Annotated in this window: 19 protein-coding genes; 12 read left to right on the top strand and 7 right to left on the bottom strand. The window is 67.8% G+C overall.

Going from position 1 to position 15271, the window contains the following annotated elements; all coding sequences use genetic code 11:
• Positions 1 to 54 precede the first annotated feature (54 nt).
• Positions 55 to 534 (bottom strand): hypothetical protein, encoded by a 480-nt coding sequence (locus ACIHAX_RS22620; RefSeq protein ID WP_356967835.1) that lies wholly within the window; start codon positions 532 to 534, stop codon positions 55 to 57.
• A 295-nt stretch (positions 535 to 829) separates the two neighbouring features.
• Here ACIHAX_RS22620 and ACIHAX_RS22615 point away from each other — a divergent pair, with 295 nt between their 5' ends.
• Both ACIHAX_RS22615 and ACIHAX_RS22610 read left to right on the top strand, forming a co-directional pair.
• Entirely contained in the window at positions 830 to 1282 is a 453-nt protein-coding gene (locus tag ACIHAX_RS22615; RefSeq protein ID WP_364430402.1) for a DUF6325 family protein, read from the top strand.
• Positions 1283 to 1291: 9 nt separating this feature from the next.
• Positions 1292 to 1618 (top strand): SHOCT domain-containing protein, encoded by a 327-nt coding sequence (locus ACIHAX_RS22610; RefSeq protein ID WP_364430399.1) that lies wholly within the window; start codon positions 1292 to 1294, stop codon positions 1616 to 1618.
• Positions 1619 to 1636: 18 nt separating this feature from the next.
• On the opposite strand, the gene ACIHAX_RS22605 is transcribed toward ACIHAX_RS22610, so the two are convergent.
• Positions 1637 to 2104, bottom strand: coding sequence for a PLDc N-terminal domain-containing protein (locus tag ACIHAX_RS22605; RefSeq protein WP_397279402.1), 468 nt, complete (start codon positions 2102 to 2104; stop codon positions 1637 to 1639).
• A 716-nt stretch (positions 2105 to 2820) separates the two neighbouring features.
• On the opposite strand from ACIHAX_RS22605, the gene ACIHAX_RS22600 reads away from it, so the two are divergent.
• Genes ACIHAX_RS22600 through ACIHAX_RS22590 form a run of 3 tightly spaced genes read left to right on the top strand, consistent with a single transcriptional unit; the run spans position 2821 to position 5492 of the window.
• Positions 2821 to 3744, top strand: a complete 924-nt coding sequence (locus ACIHAX_RS22600; RefSeq protein WP_364430393.1) for an ABC transporter substrate-binding protein — start codon at positions 2821 to 2823, stop codon at positions 3742 to 3744.
• Between the two features lie 3 nt (positions 3745 to 3747).
• On the top strand, positions 3748 to 4707 hold the full coding sequence (locus ACIHAX_RS22595) for an amino acid ABC transporter permease (protein WP_355078232.1): 960 nt from the start codon (positions 3748 to 3750) through the stop codon (positions 4705 to 4707).
• 32 nt (positions 4708 to 4739) lie between these two features.
• Complete coding sequence (locus tag ACIHAX_RS22590) at positions 4740 to 5492, top strand: amino acid ABC transporter ATP-binding protein (protein ID WP_355078343.1); 753 nt, start codon at positions 4740 to 4742, stop codon at positions 5490 to 5492.
• A gap of 5 nt (positions 5493 to 5497) precedes the next feature.
• Here ACIHAX_RS22590 and ACIHAX_RS22585 read toward each other — a convergent pair whose 3' ends face one another.
• Positions 5498 to 6397 (bottom strand): LysR family transcriptional regulator, encoded by a 900-nt coding sequence (locus ACIHAX_RS22585; protein ID WP_364430389.1) that lies wholly within the window; start codon positions 6395 to 6397, stop codon positions 5498 to 5500.
• 71 nt (positions 6398 to 6468) lie between these two features.
• On the opposite strand from ACIHAX_RS22585, the gene ACIHAX_RS22580 reads away from it, so the two are divergent.
• The 4 genes from ACIHAX_RS22580 (at position 6469) to ACIHAX_RS22565 (ending at position 9376) form a co-directional block, all read left to right on the top strand.
• On the top strand, positions 6469 to 7830 hold the full coding sequence (locus ACIHAX_RS22580) for an FAD-binding oxidoreductase (RefSeq protein WP_397279399.1): 1362 nt from the start codon (positions 6469 to 6471) through the stop codon (positions 7828 to 7830).
• Positions 7831 to 7910: 80 nt separating this feature from the next.
• Positions 7911 to 8795, top strand: coding sequence for an SPFH domain-containing protein (locus ACIHAX_RS22575; RefSeq protein WP_355078229.1), 885 nt, complete (start codon positions 7911 to 7913; stop codon positions 8793 to 8795).
• 12 nt (positions 8796 to 8807) lie between these two features.
• Positions 8808 to 8966, top strand: a complete 159-nt coding sequence (locus tag ACIHAX_RS22570) for a toxin-antitoxin system HicB family antitoxin (RefSeq protein ID WP_168434213.1) — start codon at positions 8808 to 8810, stop codon at positions 8964 to 8966.
• A 101-nt stretch (positions 8967 to 9067) separates the two neighbouring features.
• Positions 9068 to 9376 carry a hypothetical protein gene (locus ACIHAX_RS22565; RefSeq protein WP_355078228.1) on the top strand — a complete coding sequence of 103 codons (309 nt, stop codon included), beginning with the start codon at positions 9068 to 9070 and terminating at the stop codon, positions 9374 to 9376.
• Here ACIHAX_RS22565 and ACIHAX_RS22560 read toward each other — a convergent pair.
• A complete protein-coding gene (locus tag ACIHAX_RS22560; protein ID WP_364430381.1) occupies positions 9354 to 10205 on the bottom strand; it encodes a class I SAM-dependent methyltransferase in 852 nt (283 codons plus the stop codon). The genes ACIHAX_RS22565 and ACIHAX_RS22560 overlap by 23 nt on opposite strands.
• 240 nt (positions 10206 to 10445) lie before the next feature.
• Here ACIHAX_RS22560 and rpsA point away from each other — a divergent pair, with 240 nt between their 5' ends.
• Positions 10446 to 11912 carry a 30S ribosomal protein S1 gene (rpsA, locus tag ACIHAX_RS22555; RefSeq protein ID WP_039797295.1) on the top strand — a complete coding sequence of 489 codons (1467 nt, stop codon included), beginning with the start codon at positions 10446 to 10448 and terminating at the stop codon, positions 11910 to 11912.
• A 71-nt stretch (positions 11913 to 11983) separates the two neighbouring features.
• Here rpsA and ACIHAX_RS22550 read toward each other — a convergent pair whose 3' ends face one another.
• Together ACIHAX_RS22550 and ACIHAX_RS22545 are read right to left on the bottom strand one after the other, a co-directional pair.
• The gene (locus ACIHAX_RS22550) at positions 11984 to 12523 is read right to left on the bottom strand and encodes a hypothetical protein (RefSeq protein WP_355078226.1); all 540 of its coding nucleotides are present in this window, start codon (positions 12521 to 12523) and stop codon (positions 11984 to 11986) included.
• 155 nt (positions 12524 to 12678) lie between these two features.
• The gene (locus ACIHAX_RS22545; RefSeq protein ID WP_397279395.1) at positions 12679 to 13356 is read right to left on the bottom strand and encodes an NAD(P)-dependent oxidoreductase; all 678 of its coding nucleotides are present in this window, start codon (positions 13354 to 13356) and stop codon (positions 12679 to 12681) included.
• 84 nt (positions 13357 to 13440) lie between these two features.
• On the opposite strand from ACIHAX_RS22545, the gene ACIHAX_RS22540 reads away from it, so the two are divergent.
• A complete protein-coding gene (locus tag ACIHAX_RS22540) occupies positions 13441 to 14142 on the top strand; it encodes a TetR/AcrR family transcriptional regulator (protein ID WP_397279393.1) in 702 nt (233 codons plus the stop codon).
• Between the two features lie 51 nt (positions 14143 to 14193).
• Here ACIHAX_RS22540 and ACIHAX_RS22535 read toward each other — a convergent pair whose 3' ends face one another.
• Complete coding sequence (locus ACIHAX_RS22535) at positions 14194 to 14790, bottom strand: TetR family transcriptional regulator (RefSeq protein WP_364430374.1); 597 nt, start codon at positions 14788 to 14790, stop codon at positions 14194 to 14196.
• A gap of 91 nt (positions 14791 to 14881) precedes the next feature.
• On the opposite strand from ACIHAX_RS22535, the gene ACIHAX_RS22530 reads away from it, so the two are divergent.
• The gene (locus ACIHAX_RS22530; protein ID WP_355078222.1) at positions 14882 to 15217 is read left to right on the top strand and encodes a hypothetical protein; all 336 of its coding nucleotides are present in this window, start codon (positions 14882 to 14884) and stop codon (positions 15215 to 15217) included.
• Positions 15218 to 15271 lie beyond the last annotated feature (54 nt).

The following is a 15271-nucleotide window of genomic DNA, read 5'->3' as shown; positions in this document are numbered from 1 at the left end:
TCCTCACTCCAGGAACGGATTCGGGCTGCGGGACGCGACCGGCAGCGGCGCTGCTCAGGCCGTCGCCGAGCCGGAGGGCGGCGCTCCGGGGCCAGCGGCGGAACCCGGCCCCTGGAACGTGGTCTCCGGGTTCCACGTCGTGACGGCCCAGATCACCACCACGTCCAGCGCGATGATCAGGATGGACCAACCCGGGTAGTACGGCAGCCACAGGAAGTTGGCGATGATCGACAGCGCCGCGATGACGATCGCCGACACCCGCGCCCAGGTCGCGCCGGTCATCAACGCGATGCCGACGACGATCATCACCACGCCGAGCACGATGTGCGTCCATCCCCAGGCGGTGAAGTCGAATTTGAAGGTGTACTGCTGGCCCTGGACGAACAACTCGTCCTCGGCGACCGCCGAGATTCCTTGGAACAGCTGAAGGAACCCGACGGTGGTCAGTATGATCGCGGCCGCAATCGATGTGCCCGCGGCGATGCCTTGCCGGACGCGGTGGTTTTCCTGGCCCACAGGCGTGTGTTGCGACATTTGCGGTTCCCTTTCGCGACGATTTCGTATCGGCATGGGATGTGCGCACGCACGCCATGTCGGGACGGGCTTCGAACCTGAGGGTCCGGGCCGGGCTGAAGGTTTCGCGACCGGGTAGCGGTCGGCGGCGTACGCTATGACTGAGATTAGCATCGGGATGGCAGCCGAGTTCGAAGTTGTCATTTCTCGGATCCGGGATGCCGGTGCGTATTCCGGCAGACCTGTGAGAGGCCGATCGGTACGGCGGCCCGATTCGAACGAATTTCTCCATTTCGCAACGGAAAAGAGGCTTCCGGTGACCGATACCGATATCGACGCGATAGGCCCTATTGACTATCTCGTTATCGAATTTCCCCCGGATCGACCCCCGGACGGTTCGGCGCTGCCCATGCTGGCCGACCTCGTCGAGCGCGGCATAGTCCGGGTCCTCGATCTGGCGTTCGTCCGCAAGGACACCGACGGTTCCCTCACCGGAATCGACATCGCCGACATGGGACTCGAAGGGGACTTCGACATCACCCTGTTCGCGGAGGCGGGCTCGGGCCTGCTCGACGAAGCCGACCGCAGGGAAGCCGGGGCGGCGCTCGAACCGGGATGTTCGGCCGCGATCCTGGTCTACGAGAACAGGTGGGCGGCGCCTTTCGCGTCCGCGTTGCGCCGCAACGGCGCTCAGCTCGTGGCCTCCGGGCGCATCCCGGTGCAAAGCCTTTTGTCGTCGTTGGATGCCCTCGAGGCACAGAGTCGATAGGAGACAGTCATGCCAGGTTTGCTTCGCGGAGTCGCCCGCACCGCCGTCGTCGCGGGCACCGCGACCGCCGTCTCCAATCGGGTCTCCCGACGTCAGGGGGACCGCTGGGCGGCGCAGGAACAGTCGCAGTACGACCCGTACGCGCAACAGCAGTACGCGCAGCAGCAGTATGCGCAGCAACCCGCCGCGCCGCAGCCCGCGCCCGCACCGCCGAGTGGCGGCGGTGCGGGCATGGACCGGATCACCGCGTTGAAGGAACTCGCCGAACTCAAAGCTCAGGGCGTACTCACGGAACCCGAATTCGAGGCCGAGAAGGCCCGCATCCTCGCTTCCTGAGCGCGAGACCGGCGCTGGTCACCGACCCGCCGGCCGGGTGGGCGCCCCGCTCGGTTGCGGCGTCGGCGTCGGCGCCGCGCCCGCTTGCGGCACCGCACCGGGCTGCTGTCCTGCCAGTGCCTGGGCCTTGAGTTGCTCGAACTCGGCCACGGTGATCGCGCCGGAGTCGAGGAGGGCTTTGGCGTCGGCGATACTCTCCGCGGGAGACCTGCCAGCGACCTCCCGGATGTACTGGTCGGTGGCTTGTTTCGCTTCTGCCTGGGCATGTTGGGCGCGCAGGGCCATGCCCCGGCCCCGGACGACGAGGTAGACCAATGCCGCGAGGTAAGGGAACACCACCAAGGCGATCACCCACACGGCTTTGGCGAAGCCCGAGACGGAGTGATCCCGGAACAGATCGACCAGAATCTGGAACAGCACGATCAGGTATGCCACGAAAGCGAATACGAGGATCGTGTACCACACGTAGTCCCAGAACGAATCCATGATGTGAACCTCCTCTGACGAGCCCGCGGCGCATTCGAAATCCGCGGCTCACCATGTCCTGGATCGGACCGTCGGACGGCCCGGTGGCCGGAAAACAAACCTTTCTCTGTGCGCTTGCCGGGCTCTGCCTGCCGTATATCTCTTTGTTCGGTAGGCCGGCCCGCATCGGTGCTCGGGGCGGGCGTCGGTGCGAAGCGTCCGAAAGAGGGAACGTTTCACCGCCGCCGTGTCGCTCGAATATTCGAGGGCACATCAATTTTCGAGTGTCCGGACAGTCGTTCGGTTCATCCGTCGATCCGGAGAAACTCGTCCGGCCCGAAAAGACCGGCAAATAATCATCGGCGCTGGCGGAGGCGTCGTCAAGATTGCCGGGGAATTCGGCGCCGGTGCCGCAACGGCGTCGTCGCGCGAACGGAGCCGGTGTCCGATGGACCGCGTGCGCGGATGTGAGCGCCGTGTCCACCGCCACGCCCCGGACAGCACGCGTGGGAAGAGCCGCGGCGTACGGCGGCGGAACCGGGCCGACGCAGAGCCCGAGCCGACGTCGTTCATTCGATCCGCGGAGCGGCACCCGGCGGAGTAGGGTCTCCCCGCCGGCGCCCCGGCACGGGGCGCGCGAGCAGATCGTGTTGCTGTTGCATTACTGTCCAGCGCGGAGCGGCCCGGTCGCTTAAATTGCCAAACGGGTGATGACGCCCGGGTAGCGTGGAGCCAAAATGTGGAGGGCTGCTGTGTCTGATCGTTCGTTTCTCGGCAGGCGCGCCCTGCGAGCCGCCACGGGCGCGCTCGCCGCGGGCGCACTGGTGCTGACCGGATGTACCACCAACACCGAGGACACCGGACCCTCGGTGGCCAAGGTGCAGGTGGACAAGGTCGACGAGATCGCCGCACAACTCCCCGACAAGATCAAGCAATCCGGCCGGCTCGTCGTGGGCGTGAACATCCCCTACCAGCCGAACGAGTACAAGGACGCCAGTGGCCGGATCGTCGGCTTCGACGTGGACCTGATGGACGCGATCGCCTCCGTGCTCGGCGTCAAGGCCGAGTACCTCGAGTCGGCCTTCGAGAAGATCATCCCCTCGATCCAGGCGGGCACCTACGACGTGGGCATGTCGTCGATCACCGACTCCAAGGAACGTGAGCAGCAGGTCGACTTCACCACCTACTTCAACGCGGGCATCCAGTGGGCCCAGCAGAAGGGCAAGCCGGTCGATCCGGAGAACGCCTGCGGCAAGAAGGTCGCCGTGCAGGCCACCACCGTGGAGCACACCGACGAGGTGCCCGCCAAGAGCGCCAAGTGCGTCGCCGCGGGCAAACCCGCCATCGATATCAAGTCGTTCGACGAGCAGAGCGCCGCGACCAACGCGCTGGTGCTCGGTCAGGTCGACGCCATGTCGGCCGATTCGCCGGTGACGGCGTACGCGATCAAGCAGAGCGGCGGCAAGATCGAGAACGCGGGGCCGGTGTTCGACTCCGCGCCCTACGGCTGGGCGGTGCCCAAGGGCGCGCCGCTGGCCGCCGTGCTGCAGAAGGCGGTCCAGCACCTGATCGACACGGGCAAATACGCCGAGATCACGAAGAACTGGGGCGTGCAGGAAGGCGCGATCACGAAGTCCGTCGTCAACGGCGCCGTGAGCTGATCGATGACGGACAACGACACTCGGCCGGCGCCCGGCGATCCCGGGCCCGGCGGAGCGGATTCGACGCGGGAGCCGGAGCCGATCAAAGCGGTTCCGCTGCGCAGGCCGGGGCGCTGGATAGCGGCGGCGGTCATCCTCGTCCTGGTGGGGTTGTTCGTCTACGGCGCCGCCACGAACCCGGCCTATCGCTGGGATACCTATGGGAAGTACCTGTTCGACACCAGGATCACGGCAGGCGCGATCGTCACGCTGGAACTCACCGTGTGCGCGATGGCGATCGCGGTCGTGCTCGGAACGGTGCTGGCCGTGATGCGGCTGTCGCCGAACCCGGTATTGCGCAGCTCGGCATGGGTGTACCTCTGGATCTTCCGTGGCACCCCGGTGTTCGTGCAGCTCGTGTTCTGGGGGCTGGTCCCGTCGCTGTACAGCCGGATCCAGCTCGGCGTTCCGTTCGGGCCGGAGTTCTTCCACCTCGACGTGCAGCAACTGCAGGCCGCGTTCGCCTTCGCCGTCCTCGGCCTCGGGCTCAACGAAGCGGCGTACATGGCCGAGATCGTGCGGGCCGGGATCAATTCCGTCGGTGAAGGGCAGCGGGAAGCGTCGCTGGCGCTCGGCATGTCCTGGAGTCAGACCATGCGCCGCACGGTGCTGCCGCAGGCCATGCGCGTGATCATCCCGCCGACCGGCAACGAGCTCATCGGCATGCTGAAGACCACCTCGCTGGTCACCGGCATCCCGCTGAGCACCGATCTGTTCGGCCGGGCGCGGGACATCTACGGCGTGAACTTCCAGCCCATTCCGCTGCTGTTGGTCGCCGCCACCTGGTATCTGGCGATCACGAGTGTGCTCATGGTCGGGCAGTACTACTTGGAGCGCTACTACTCGCGCGGCGTCTCCCGCACGCTGACCACCAAGCAGCTGCAGGAGCTGGCCGACGCCCAGCAGGGGGAGAAGGCCAAATGAGCGTGCAGGTCGAGAAGACCACGGCCCCTCCGATGGTCCTGGCGGACCGGGTCTGCAAGAACTTCGGCGCACTGCAGGTGCTCAAGGGCGTCTCCCTCGAGGTGGGCCGCGGCGAAGTGCTGTGCCTGATCGGGCCGTCCGGCTCGGGTAAGTCCACCTTCCTGCGCTGCATCAATCACCTGGAGCAGGTGAACGCGGGCAGGCTGTACGTCGACGGCGAGATCGTGGGCTACCGGGAGAAGAACGACAAGCTCTACGAGATGCACCCGCGTGATGCGGCAAAGCAGCGCCGCGAGATCGGCATGGTGTTCCAGCATTTCAATCTGTTCCCGCACCGGACGGCGCTGGACAACATCATCGAGGCGCCCACCCAGGTCAAGAAGGTGCGTAAAGCGGAGGCGGTGACCAGGGCGCGTGAGCTGCTGGACCGGGTCGGGCTGGCGGACAAGGCGAACGCCTACCCGGCGCAGCTGTCCGGCGGGCAGCAGCAGCGCGTCGCGATCGCCCGTGCCCTGGCCATGGACCCCAAGCTCATGCTGTTCGACGAGCCGACCTCGGCGCTGGATCCGGAGCTGGTCGGTGAGGTCCTCACGGTCATGCGGGAACTGGCCCGCTCGGGCATGACGATGGTCGTGGTGACCCATGAGATGGGATTCGCCCGCGAGGTCGCCGACCAGCTGGCGTTCATGGACGGCGGCGTGGTCGTCGAGTCGGGGCCGCCCAGACAACTGCTGGCGGATCCGCAGCACGAGCGCACCAAGGCGTTCCTCTCGCGACTGCTCTGAGGAGGTTACGTCCCGGCGCGCAGCGCGATGCGCAGCTGTCCGAGCAGCACTTTGGCTGCCGGACTCGCAGGACGGTCGGTGCGCCAGACCAGTGCGAGGCGCCCGCGCGGTTCCGGTTCGACGATCCGGACGGTCCGCACCCCGAAGGCCGCGGCCTCCTCGGTGCTGAGCGCGGGCACGACCGCGACACCGAGACCGCGCGCGGCCAAGCGCAGCAGCAGCGCGGGCGCCGCCGCCTCGTAGGCGATCGCGGGCTCGAATCCCGCCGCGGCGCATGCCCGCTCGAAGACGCCGCGGATTCCGGTGCCGGGGGTGAGACAGATCAGCGGACGATCCCGCAGCGCGGTCAGCGGGATCTCCGCACCGTAGTCGAGGTCCGCCACCGCGACGGCGGCGACCACCGCGGTCTCCAGCACCACTTCAATGCCGATGCCCGGTTCGAGGTCCGCGCCGGTCACCCCGATCAGGGCGATGTCGAGATCACCCCGGCCGAGGGCGGCGAGCATCCGCTCGGAGGTGTCCTCGGTGAGGCTGATGCCGACCTCGGGGTGGTCCCCGTGGAATTCGGCGAGCACGGCGGCGACGTCGAACTCCTCGACCGCCGCTCCCGAGATCAGGCCGACTCGGACCTGACCCCGCAGCAACCCGCTGAACTCGTCCACCGTATGGGTGATCCGCTCGGCGGCGGCCAGCGCCGCCTGCGCGTGCCGCAGAACGGCGGCGCCCACCTCGGTCAGGGTCACCGTACGCCCCCCACGGTCGAGCAGCGGTTGGCCGAGTTCGCGCTCCAGCTGCCGGATCTGGGCGCTCAGGCCGGGTTGGGCCAGATGCAGCCGAGCCGCCGCGCGGGTGAAGCTCGCTTCCTGGGCGACCGTGACGAAGTACCGTAGCTGACGCAGCTCCATAATCGATCATTATAGGAACTAGAAGAACTATCTGTTTTACTTCTTCACCCTGGCCGGGCAGGGTCGAAGCCATGGGAAACAACGCCGCACAGATCGAAGAAAACAGCGACATCTTCACCGGCCCGGTCTTCCGCCCTGGCGACGACGGTTACGACGCCGAGATCGCCGGGTTCCAGACCGCCTACACCCATCGGCCCGCGCTGATCGTGGGCGCGGTGCACACCGAGGACGTGCGCGCGGCCGTGGAATACGCCGCGCGCCACGATCTGCCGATCGCCGTGCAGGCCACCGGCCACGGACTGTCGGTCGCCGCGGACGGCGGTGTGCTGATCAGCACCGGGCGCATGACCGACCTCCGGATCGATCCGGTGCGTCGGATCGCGCATGTCCGCGCGGGAGTGCGGGCGGGCGCGCTGGTCGACGCGGCGGCCGAGCACGGACTGGCGCCGCTGAACGGTTCGTCGCCGTCGGTGGGCGTGGTCGGCTATCTGCTCGGCGGCGGCGTCGGTCTGCTCGCGCGCCGGTTCGGGTACGCGGCCGAGCACGTGCGATCGATCGAGCTGGTCACCGCCGACGGCCGGGTGCGCACGCTGACGCCGGACGACGAGTTGTTCGGCGCCGTACTCGGCAGCGGGGGCAACTTCGGCGTCGTGACCGCGCTGGAAGTCGGCCTGGTCCCGGTCACCACGGTGTACGGCGGACAGTTGGTGTTCGACACGCCGCTGGTCGAGCGGGCGCTGGACGCGTGGCGACGATGGACCGCGACCGTGCCGGAAAACCTCACCTCGACGGTCACCATGCTCGCCTTCCCGGATATCCCCCAGGTGCCCGCGCCGCTGCGCGGACGGTACGTCGCCTCCGCACGGATCGCTTACAACGGGCCCGCGGAAGAAGGGGAACGGCTGGTCGCGCCACTGCGGGCGGTGGGGGAACGGCTGAAGGACGATCTGCGCGAAATGCCGTACCCGGAGTCGCACACCATTCACAGCGACCCTGATCATCCACACGCCTATGCCGCTACCAACGCGCTACTCGGCGAATTCACCGAGGAGACGGCCGCTGCCCTCCTCGCCGCCGCGGGCCCGGATTCCGGGGCGGGCGCGGTCGTCGACGTCCGTCATCTCGGCGGGGCACTGGCCCGCCCGAGCGATACCGGCATCGCCGTGGATCATCGCGAGGCCGCGTATGTCGTGCGAATCATCACCGGCCCCGAGGATGCCGCGACTCGCGCCGCGATCCGCGCCGCGCTGACGCCGTGGACGCTCGGGCACAGCCTCAATTTCCTCTACGGCGCGGGCGCCGAAGCGGACGAGGCGCAGACCCGCGCGGGTTATCGGCCCGACACCTACGCCCGGCTGGCCGCGCTCAAGGCCGAGCACGATCCGCGCAATCTGTTCCGCTTCAACCGCAATATCCGGCCGGAAGCCAGCTGATCCCACCGCCGCCGCGCCCTGGTGCGGCGCGGCGGCGTCATGCTATCTTCGTGATATCACTCTGATATTGGGAGAATGTCATGCAGTTTCGATCCGCGTTCCACGTCGACGGCTTTCTGGTGCTGCTCGGGTGGTTCGTGCTCACGGTCTTGTTCGGCGGCGGCGCGGCGCTCGGTTTCGCCGTGGGCGCCAGGGACGGCAACGGCTTCGCGGTGGCCGGTGCGGTGGCGGCGGTCGTCGTGGTCGTCGTCCTGCTGCTGCTCGCGACCGGGCTGACCGTGGTGAACCCGAACGAGGCCAAGGTGGTGCAGTTCTTCGGCCGCTACGTCGGCTCGGTGAGCGAGCCCGGCTTCTATTCCGTGCTCCCGCTGACCGACCGCAAGAGCATCTCGCTGCGCGTGCGGAACTTCGAGACCCAGAAGCTCAAGGTCAACGACGCCGACGGCAACCCGGTGGAGATCGCCGCGGTAGTCGTCTACCGGGTGGTGGACAGCTTCAAGGCGGCCTTCGCCGTCGACGACTACGAGGAGTACGTCGAGACCCAGTCCGAGGCGGCCGTCCGGCACCTGGCCACGACGCACCCGTATGACGCGCACGAGGCCGACCGCACCAGCCTGCGCGACGGCGCGGAGGTGGCCGGGGAACTGACCGTCGAACTGCGTGAACGCACCGAAATGGCGGGTATCGAGGTGCTGGAGGCGCGGATCACCCACCTCGCCTACGCGCCCGAGATCGCCCAGGCCATGCTGGTCCGCCAGCAGGCCGCCCAGGTGGTCGCCGCGCGGACCCGGATCGTCGAGGGCGCGGTCGGCATGGTCGGCTTGGCGCTGGAGCGGCTCGCTCAGGAGGGCATGGTGGAACTGGACGAGGAGCGCAAGGCGGCGATGGTGTCGAACCTGCTCGTCGTGTTGTGCGGTGACCGTCCCACCCAGCCCGTCGTCAACGCCGGTTCGCTCTACTCCTGAGGCGGGCTGCCCATGGCCGAGCGCAAGAAACTGCTGCTACGCCTGGACCCGGCCGTCCACGACGCCATCGCGAAGTGGGCGGCCGACGACCTGCGCAGCATCAACGCCCAGATCGAGTACGCGCTGCGCCTGGCGCTGGAGCAGGCCGGACGCAAACCGAAGTCGCAGTGACACGACCTCGATACCGATCAGAGATGGTGCCCCGGCCCGAGGGCGCGAAGACTTGCAAGGTGTCAGCAAATGTCCGGCCATCGGAACCGAAAGGGGAAATGATGACCACGGTCGTGCACATCGATGACACCGTCCGCGATTACGAGACGTGGAAGCCCGCCTTCGACGGTCTGGTGCAGTACTACACCGAGGCGGGAGCCCGCAACTGCCGGGTGGCGCGGTTCACGCACAACCCCAACCGGGTGCTCATCGAGCTGGACTTCGACACCATGGCGGAGGCCGAAGCCTTCCGGGACGGTCTGCACAAGCTGATCGACCTGCCGCGGACGCAGATGCTACTGGTCAGCCACGAGGTCTCCATCCTCGAGCTCGTCGATGACCGCCGCCTCACGGCCCGGGCTTCCTCGTGACGAAGATGGCCGTACCGGGGAAAAGCTCACCGCGCAGCGGGCTCCACTGCCCCCATTCGCGGTCGAGCCATTCCGGCCACTCCGGTTCGACGATGTCCTCCAGCGCCAGGCCCGCCGCGACGATCTCCCTGACCCGGTCGCCGATGGTCCGGTGGTGCTCGACGTAGGTGGGCACGTCGTCGCCGTCGACCTCGACGTAAGGGGTGCGGTCGAAGTACGGGATGGTGGCGGTCAGGCCCGCCGGGCCGGGATCGTCCGGGAAGATCCAGCGCATCGGGTGGTTCACCGAGAACACCCAGCGCCCACCGGGGCGCAGCACTCGCGCGACCTCGCGCATCACCTGCGCCGAATCGGCGACGAACGGCACCGCGCCGAACGCCGAGCAGGCCAGATCGAACGACGCGTCCGCGAACGGAAGGGCCTCGGCGTCCGCTTGCACCAGCGGCACTCGCGGGCCGCCGCGCGCCATCACCGCGAGGCCCCGCTCGAGCATCCCGCGCGACAGGTCGAGCCCGACGGGACGCGCGCCCTGCCCCGCCAGCCAGCGCGAGCACGGAGCGGAGCCGCAGCCGATCTCCAGCACCGCTTTGCCGGTGACGTCGCCGAGGAATCTCATGTCGCCTTCGTGCAGGCCCTCCGGGCACCACACGAACTCGCCGCCGGGGGAGTCCACGCCGAGGAACTCCGCGTGCGTCTCGTGGTACTGCGCGGCGTCGGCGTCCCACCATCGCCTGCTGGCCAGTCTGCTGGCCGCCGATCCGATCCGGGTCCGCACCGTGCCCGTCGTTCCGAGCAGTGCGTTTGCTTGCGCATGGCGATCTTCCGACACGCCGATCAGACTATCGGCGTGGCGACCCGACCGGTTTGCCCGCCCGGACCGAGGTCGCGTACGCTGAACGCGCGAGTGTCTTCCGTACAGCCGTACCGAAGTTCAACCCGTGCTGAGTTTCACGCGCGTCGCGTGCGGTACGTTCCTAGTGTCCGTCTTCACACTTCGCGGTGAGATCGCAGCGTACCGAAAGTTCCAATGTCCGCAACCGACCACAATCCGTCCGGAGCAAACCGACATATGCCCACCACCGTCACCTCGCCGCAGGTAGCCGTCAACGACATCGGCTCCGCCGAGGATTTCCTCGCCGCCATCGACGCCACGATCAAGTACTTCAACGACGGCGACATCGTCGAAGGAACCATCGTCAAGGTCGATCGCGACGAGGTCCTGCTCGACATCGGTTACAAGACCGAAGGCGTCATCCCCTCTCGTGAACTCTCCATCAAGCACGACGTCGACCCCAACGAGGTCGTTTCCGTGGGCGATGAGGTCGAGGCCCTTGTTCTCACCAAGGAGGACAAGGAAGGCCGCCTGATCCTGTCGAAGAAGCGGGCGCAGTACGAGCGTGCGTGGGGCACCATCGAGGAGCTCAAGGAGAAGGACGAGGCCGTCAAGGGCACCGTCATCGAGGTCGTCAAGGGCGGCCTGATCCTCGACATCGGCCTGCGCGGCTTCCTGCCCGCGTCGCTGGTCGAGATGCGACGCGTCCGCGATCTCCAGCCGTACGTCGGCAAGGAGATCGAGGCCAAGATCATCGAGCTGGACAAGAACCGCAACAACGTCGTGCTCTCCCGCCGCGCCTGGCTGGAGCAGACCCAGTCCGAGGTGCGCAGCGAGTTCCTGCACCAGCTGCAGAAGGGCCAGGTCCGCAAGGGTGTGGTCTCCTCGATCGTCAACTTCGGCGCCTTCGTCGACCTGGGCGGCGTGGACGGTCTGGTGCACGTCTCCGAGCTGTCCTGGAAGCACATCGACCACCCGTCCGAGGTCGTCGAGGTCGGCAACGAGGTCACCGTCGAGGTGCTCGACGTCGATCTGGACCGCGAGCGCGTCTCGCTGTCGCTCAAGGCGACCCAGGAAGACCCGTGGCGTCAGTTCGCCCGCACCCACGCGATCGGCCAGATCGTGCCGGGCAAGGTCACCAAGCTCGTTCCGTTCGGCGCGTTCGTCCGCGTCGAGGAGGGCATCGAGGGCCTGGTGCACATCTCCGAGCTGGCCGAGCGTCACGTGGAGGTGCCGGACCAGGTCGTGGCCGTCGGCGACGACGCGATGGTCAAGGTCATCGACATCGACCTGGAGCGTCGCCGGATCTCGCTGAGCCTCAAGCAGGCCAACGAGGACTACCACGCCGAGTTCGACCCGTCGAAGTACGGCATGGCCGACAGCTACGACGAGCAGGGCAACTACATCTTCCCCGAGGGCTTCGACCCCGACACCAACGAGTGGCTCGAGGGCTTCGACAAGCAGCGCGAGGAGTGGGAGGGCCGCTACGCCGAGGCGGAGCGTCGCCACAAGATGCACACCGCGCAGATGGAGAAGATGGCGGCCGACGCCGCGGCCGAGGCCGCGAACGGCGGCGGCGCGTCGAACTACTCCTCCGAGAGCGGTTCGCAGTCCTCCGCGGGCCAGGCCGAGCCCGCCGGCGGTTCGCTGGCCAGCGACGCCCAGCTGGCGGCTCTGCGTGAGAAGCTGTCCGGCAACGCCTGATCGGCAATAGGCTGAACGACTGTGCCCCAACCGGGATTCGGTTGGGGCACAGTCGTTTTTCGGTGAGTTTTTCAGTCGTTCTCGTGCCGTGAGGCTTTCGTCGTGCCGCGTTGCACTCGTGGCGCGTGAGCGGGCGGCCGTAGCGCCTCATGTGGCGCCACCATCTGGGCCGTGGTGAGCGCGACGACCTGAATCTGCTCGAGCCGCAACCCGAGCGAGGCCAGCCGGGCGATGACGCCCAGCCGATGTTCCGGCAAGCCGGGGCGAATCACCAGCGGTTCCCGCTCCGATCGACGCAGAACGTAGGCTCGACGTTCGGCGTCGAACCGCACGGGGACACCGTCCCGGATCGCCCGGTAAGCGGCCAGATCCAGTGTGTTGTGCCGGATCGGGTCGATCAGCAGCGACTCGACGAATTGCTCCGCCTGCCGCAGGAACGGCTCTTGGTCCGACGGGTCCAGATGCTCGATCCGCTGGGCCACGCGGTACCGGTAATCCTCCGCGGCGGGGCGCAGCAGGGCACGGTGCCGCTCGATCTCCGCCGCGAAGGCCACGAGCTCTTCGTGGTCCACGGTGAGACGGTCGGGCGTCGAAGCAAGGACGTCGGGCATGGTGACCCCTATCTCTCGGGTTGCGGATTACTTTGTGTGGCAACCTGATCGACGTCCGACATCCCTTATTGTGCCGGAGGGGTCCGACAGAAACCGTGCGCGGCGCCCGGCTGTTCGCCCGTAGGCCCCGGGTTGTTCGGCAGGCGACTCCAGCCTCAGTAGCCCACGGTGAAGCGGCGCTGAACGAAACGCGGCTGCTCGGCCTCGTCGATGAGGGCGACCGCCACGTCTTCGGCGGAGAGGTCTCCGCCGCCGACCAAGAGTTGATCGCCGCCGATCCGGAAGCGGCCGGTGCGCTCGCCCGGAGCGATCCGCCCAGAGGAGGGGCTCAGGTAGGTCCAATTGCGGTTGGACAGCCGATAGATGTTCAACGCGTCGCGCAATGCGCGCACCACCCGCGCGTAGTCCGCGGGAACGTCGAGCACTTCGGTGAGGGTGCGAGTGAAATCGTCTCCGGTGTCCAGTAATTGGATGCCGGGCGCGACTTCCAGGCTGCCCGCCCCGCCCACCGCGATCAGCCGGACGCGCGGCTGCCGGTCGAGCGCGGCGACCATCGCCCGTGCGCCCACCACGAAGTCGTCCGCTCTGGCGATGGTGTCGGCGATGCCGTGCCCGGCGTTCACCGCGCTCACGACGACGTCGAGCCCGGCTATGGCCTGGGCGATGCTGTCGGTATCCAGCCAGTCGGCCACCGCCCACGTCGCGCTCCCCTCGCGGGTCGGGATACGCGCCGCGTCGCGAGTGAACGCGGTGACCCGGTGCCCCCGCCGCAGCGCTTCGGTGACCACGCGCGACCCGATGACGCCGGTCGCCCCGAAAACTCCGATGTCCACGATTCTCCTTAGCAATGTTCATTTACTACACGCTGTTCAGTAACAACACGGCAGATAGTATACAAACGCTGTAGGGTGTCAACCGTGGCCGAAATCGTGAGAAGTCGCCGGGAGCGCCTGCGCGCCCAGACGCTGGAGGACATCACGACGATCGCGATGCGGCTGCTCGCCGAGGGCGGTCCCGACGCGATCTCGCTGCGCGCCATCGCTCGCGAAATGGGCATGACGGCGGGCGCGATCTACGGCTACTTCGCCACCCGCGACGACCTGATCTCCACCCTCATCTCGGACGTCTACACCGCCTTGGTCGACCGGCTGGAAGCGGCGCGCGACGCCGTTCCGGCGGCGGATCCGGCCGGACGCATCATGGCCTGGGCCGAGGCCGTGCGCGCCTGGGCGATCGAACGGCCCGCCGAATTCCGGCTCATCTACGGCGACCCGGTGCCCGGTTATCGGCCGCCGCCGGGCGGACCCGCCGGCGCGGCCGAATTACGCGCCTGTACCGGCCTGGTCGGTCTCGCGGCCGCCGCGTGGCCACGGGCCGCGGCTACCCAGTCCGCGGGTGACTGCACGTGGTCCGACTTCGACGTGAGCTTGGTCGACCATGTCCGGTCCGACTTCCCGGATCTACCTCCCGACGCGCTCGCCCTCGCCCTGCGTCTGTGGGGCCGGATGCACGGCCCGATCGCACTGGAGGTGTACGGCCACCTGCGTCCACAGTCGCAGGACCCGGGGAAACTGTTCCGCGCCGAGATGCGCGACCTGGTTCGTTCGCTCGGCTTCTAGCCCGTCGGGTTCGGCGGCGGTTCCGCAGCGGCGTCGCGGAGCTCGGACGGTCTAGCGTGCCGGTCGTGTTCCCTCGTGCGATCCCGGTTCGGCGGGGCCGTGCGCGATGTCGTGAAAGGCGTTGCGCAGCAAGGCGATGATGCGCTGCGGCGGCGCGTCGCGCAGACCATCGAGTTCGAGCAGATGACGGCCGATCACCACGCCGATGGTGAGGGCTCCCAGCAATCCGGCGCGCAGGTCCGCCTCATCGTCGCGCAACTGCCCGGCCGCTTCCCGCTGTCGCGCGGTCATGGCCGCGCGTACCTCGTCGGCGGCGTCCGGGTGGGTGAGCATCGAGCGGATCGCCGCCAGCGTGTTGACCGGCTGGTCGGCGAGCTTGATGGCGAGCGCGTCGAGCAGGAGTTCGGCGACCTGCTCCGGCGTCCCGGTGATCGGGTGGTCGTCGGCGAAGACCGCGACCCGCGCGAACAAATTCTCTTTCGATCCGAAATAGCGCATCACCAGGCTCGGATCGGTGTCCGCCTCCGTCGCGACGGCCCGGATGGTCGTCCGGTCGTAGCCGATCTCCGCGAACAACCGGCCCGCCGCCGCCAGGATCCGTTCCTCCGTGTTGCGGCGCTGCTGGGCTCGGGTGGGAGTGGCATCCATGAATTCAGTCTACGTGCGTTGACTCAAAGGCCGCGCAGGGGTAGCTTTCGGTCTACAACTGTTGACCGAATTGGAGAGTGAGGTGGTAGCGATGTGGTCCACTGTCGCCCTGGCCCTCGGTGCCGGGATCCTGGGAGTGAACGCCGTTCCGCATTTCGTGAAAGGGATGATGGGGGAGGAGTTCCCGAACGTCACGGGTAACGCGCCCGTGCGCAACTCCGTGGCCGGATTCCTCGGACTGCTGCTGACGGCGCTGCTGGTGTACTGGGCCGACTTGGCGAGTCATCCATGGGTCGGTGCGGTGAGCATCGGCATCGGAGGCCTGAGCATGGCGGTCTTCCACGGTCTGGGTGGGGCTTACCGCCTCAATACCGCACTCGGGCTGCCGAATCCGCCTCGGCAGATGCACGCGGGTACGACTGCCTGACCCCGCGTTCCGGGCTGGTGCGGCTTCGGCGAGGCATCCGATGAGGTGTCTCGC

The organism is Nocardia sp. NPDC051929 (assembly GCF_044548645.1).
In the GTDB taxonomy this organism is placed as follows: domain Bacteria; phylum Actinomycetota; class Actinomycetes; order Mycobacteriales; family Mycobacteriaceae; genus Nocardia; species Nocardia sichangensis.
This window is presented reverse-complemented; position numbering and strand designations above follow the sequence as displayed.

Bases quoted from the DNA above. Each gene is read 5' to 3' on its own strand.
- rpsA (WP_039797295.1), top strand. From the start codon at position 10,446: ATGCCCACCACCGTCACCTCGCCGCAGGTAGCCGTCAACGACATCGGC.
- ACIHAX_RS22610 (WP_364430399.1), top strand. From the start codon at position 1,292: ATGCCAGGTTTGCTTCGCGGAGTCGCCCGCACCGCCGTCGTCGCGGGC.
- ACIHAX_RS22620 (WP_356967835.1), bottom strand. From the start codon at position 534: ATGTCGCAACACACGCCTGTGGGCCAGGAAAACCACCGCGTCCGGCAA.
- ACIHAX_RS22600 (WP_364430393.1), top strand. From the start codon at position 2,821: ATGTGGAGGGCTGCTGTGTCTGATCGTTCGTTTCTCGGCAGGCGCGCC.
- ACIHAX_RS22535 (WP_364430374.1), bottom strand. From the start codon at position 14,790: ATGGATGCCACTCCCACCCGAGCCCAGCAGCGCCGCAACACGGAGGAA.
- ACIHAX_RS22570 (WP_168434213.1), top strand. From the start codon at position 8,808: ATGGCCGAGCGCAAGAAACTGCTGCTACGCCTGGACCCGGCCGTCCAC.
- ACIHAX_RS22595 (WP_355078232.1), top strand. From the start codon at position 3,748: ATGACGGACAACGACACTCGGCCGGCGCCCGGCGATCCCGGGCCCGGC.
- ACIHAX_RS22580 (WP_397279399.1), top strand. From the start codon at position 6,469: ATGGGAAACAACGCCGCACAGATCGAAGAAAACAGCGACATCTTCACC.
- ACIHAX_RS22585 (WP_364430389.1), bottom strand. From the start codon at position 6,397: ATGGAGCTGCGTCAGCTACGGTACTTCGTCACGGTCGCCCAGGAAGCG.
- ACIHAX_RS22575 (WP_355078229.1), top strand. From the start codon at position 7,911: ATGCAGTTTCGATCCGCGTTCCACGTCGACGGCTTTCTGGTGCTGCTC.
- ACIHAX_RS22605 (WP_397279402.1), bottom strand. From the start codon at position 2,104: ATGGATTCGTTCTGGGACTACGTGTGGTACACGATCCTCGTATTCGCT.
- ACIHAX_RS22565 (WP_355078228.1), top strand. From the start codon at position 9,068: ATGACCACGGTCGTGCACATCGATGACACCGTCCGCGATTACGAGACG.
- ACIHAX_RS22550 (WP_355078226.1), bottom strand. From the start codon at position 12,523: ATGCCCGACGTCCTTGCTTCGACGCCCGACCGTCTCACCGTGGACCAC.
- ACIHAX_RS22590 (WP_355078343.1), top strand. From the start codon at position 4,740: ATGGTCCTGGCGGACCGGGTCTGCAAGAACTTCGGCGCACTGCAGGTG.
- ACIHAX_RS22530 (WP_355078222.1), top strand. From the start codon at position 14,882: ATGTGGTCCACTGTCGCCCTGGCCCTCGGTGCCGGGATCCTGGGAGTG.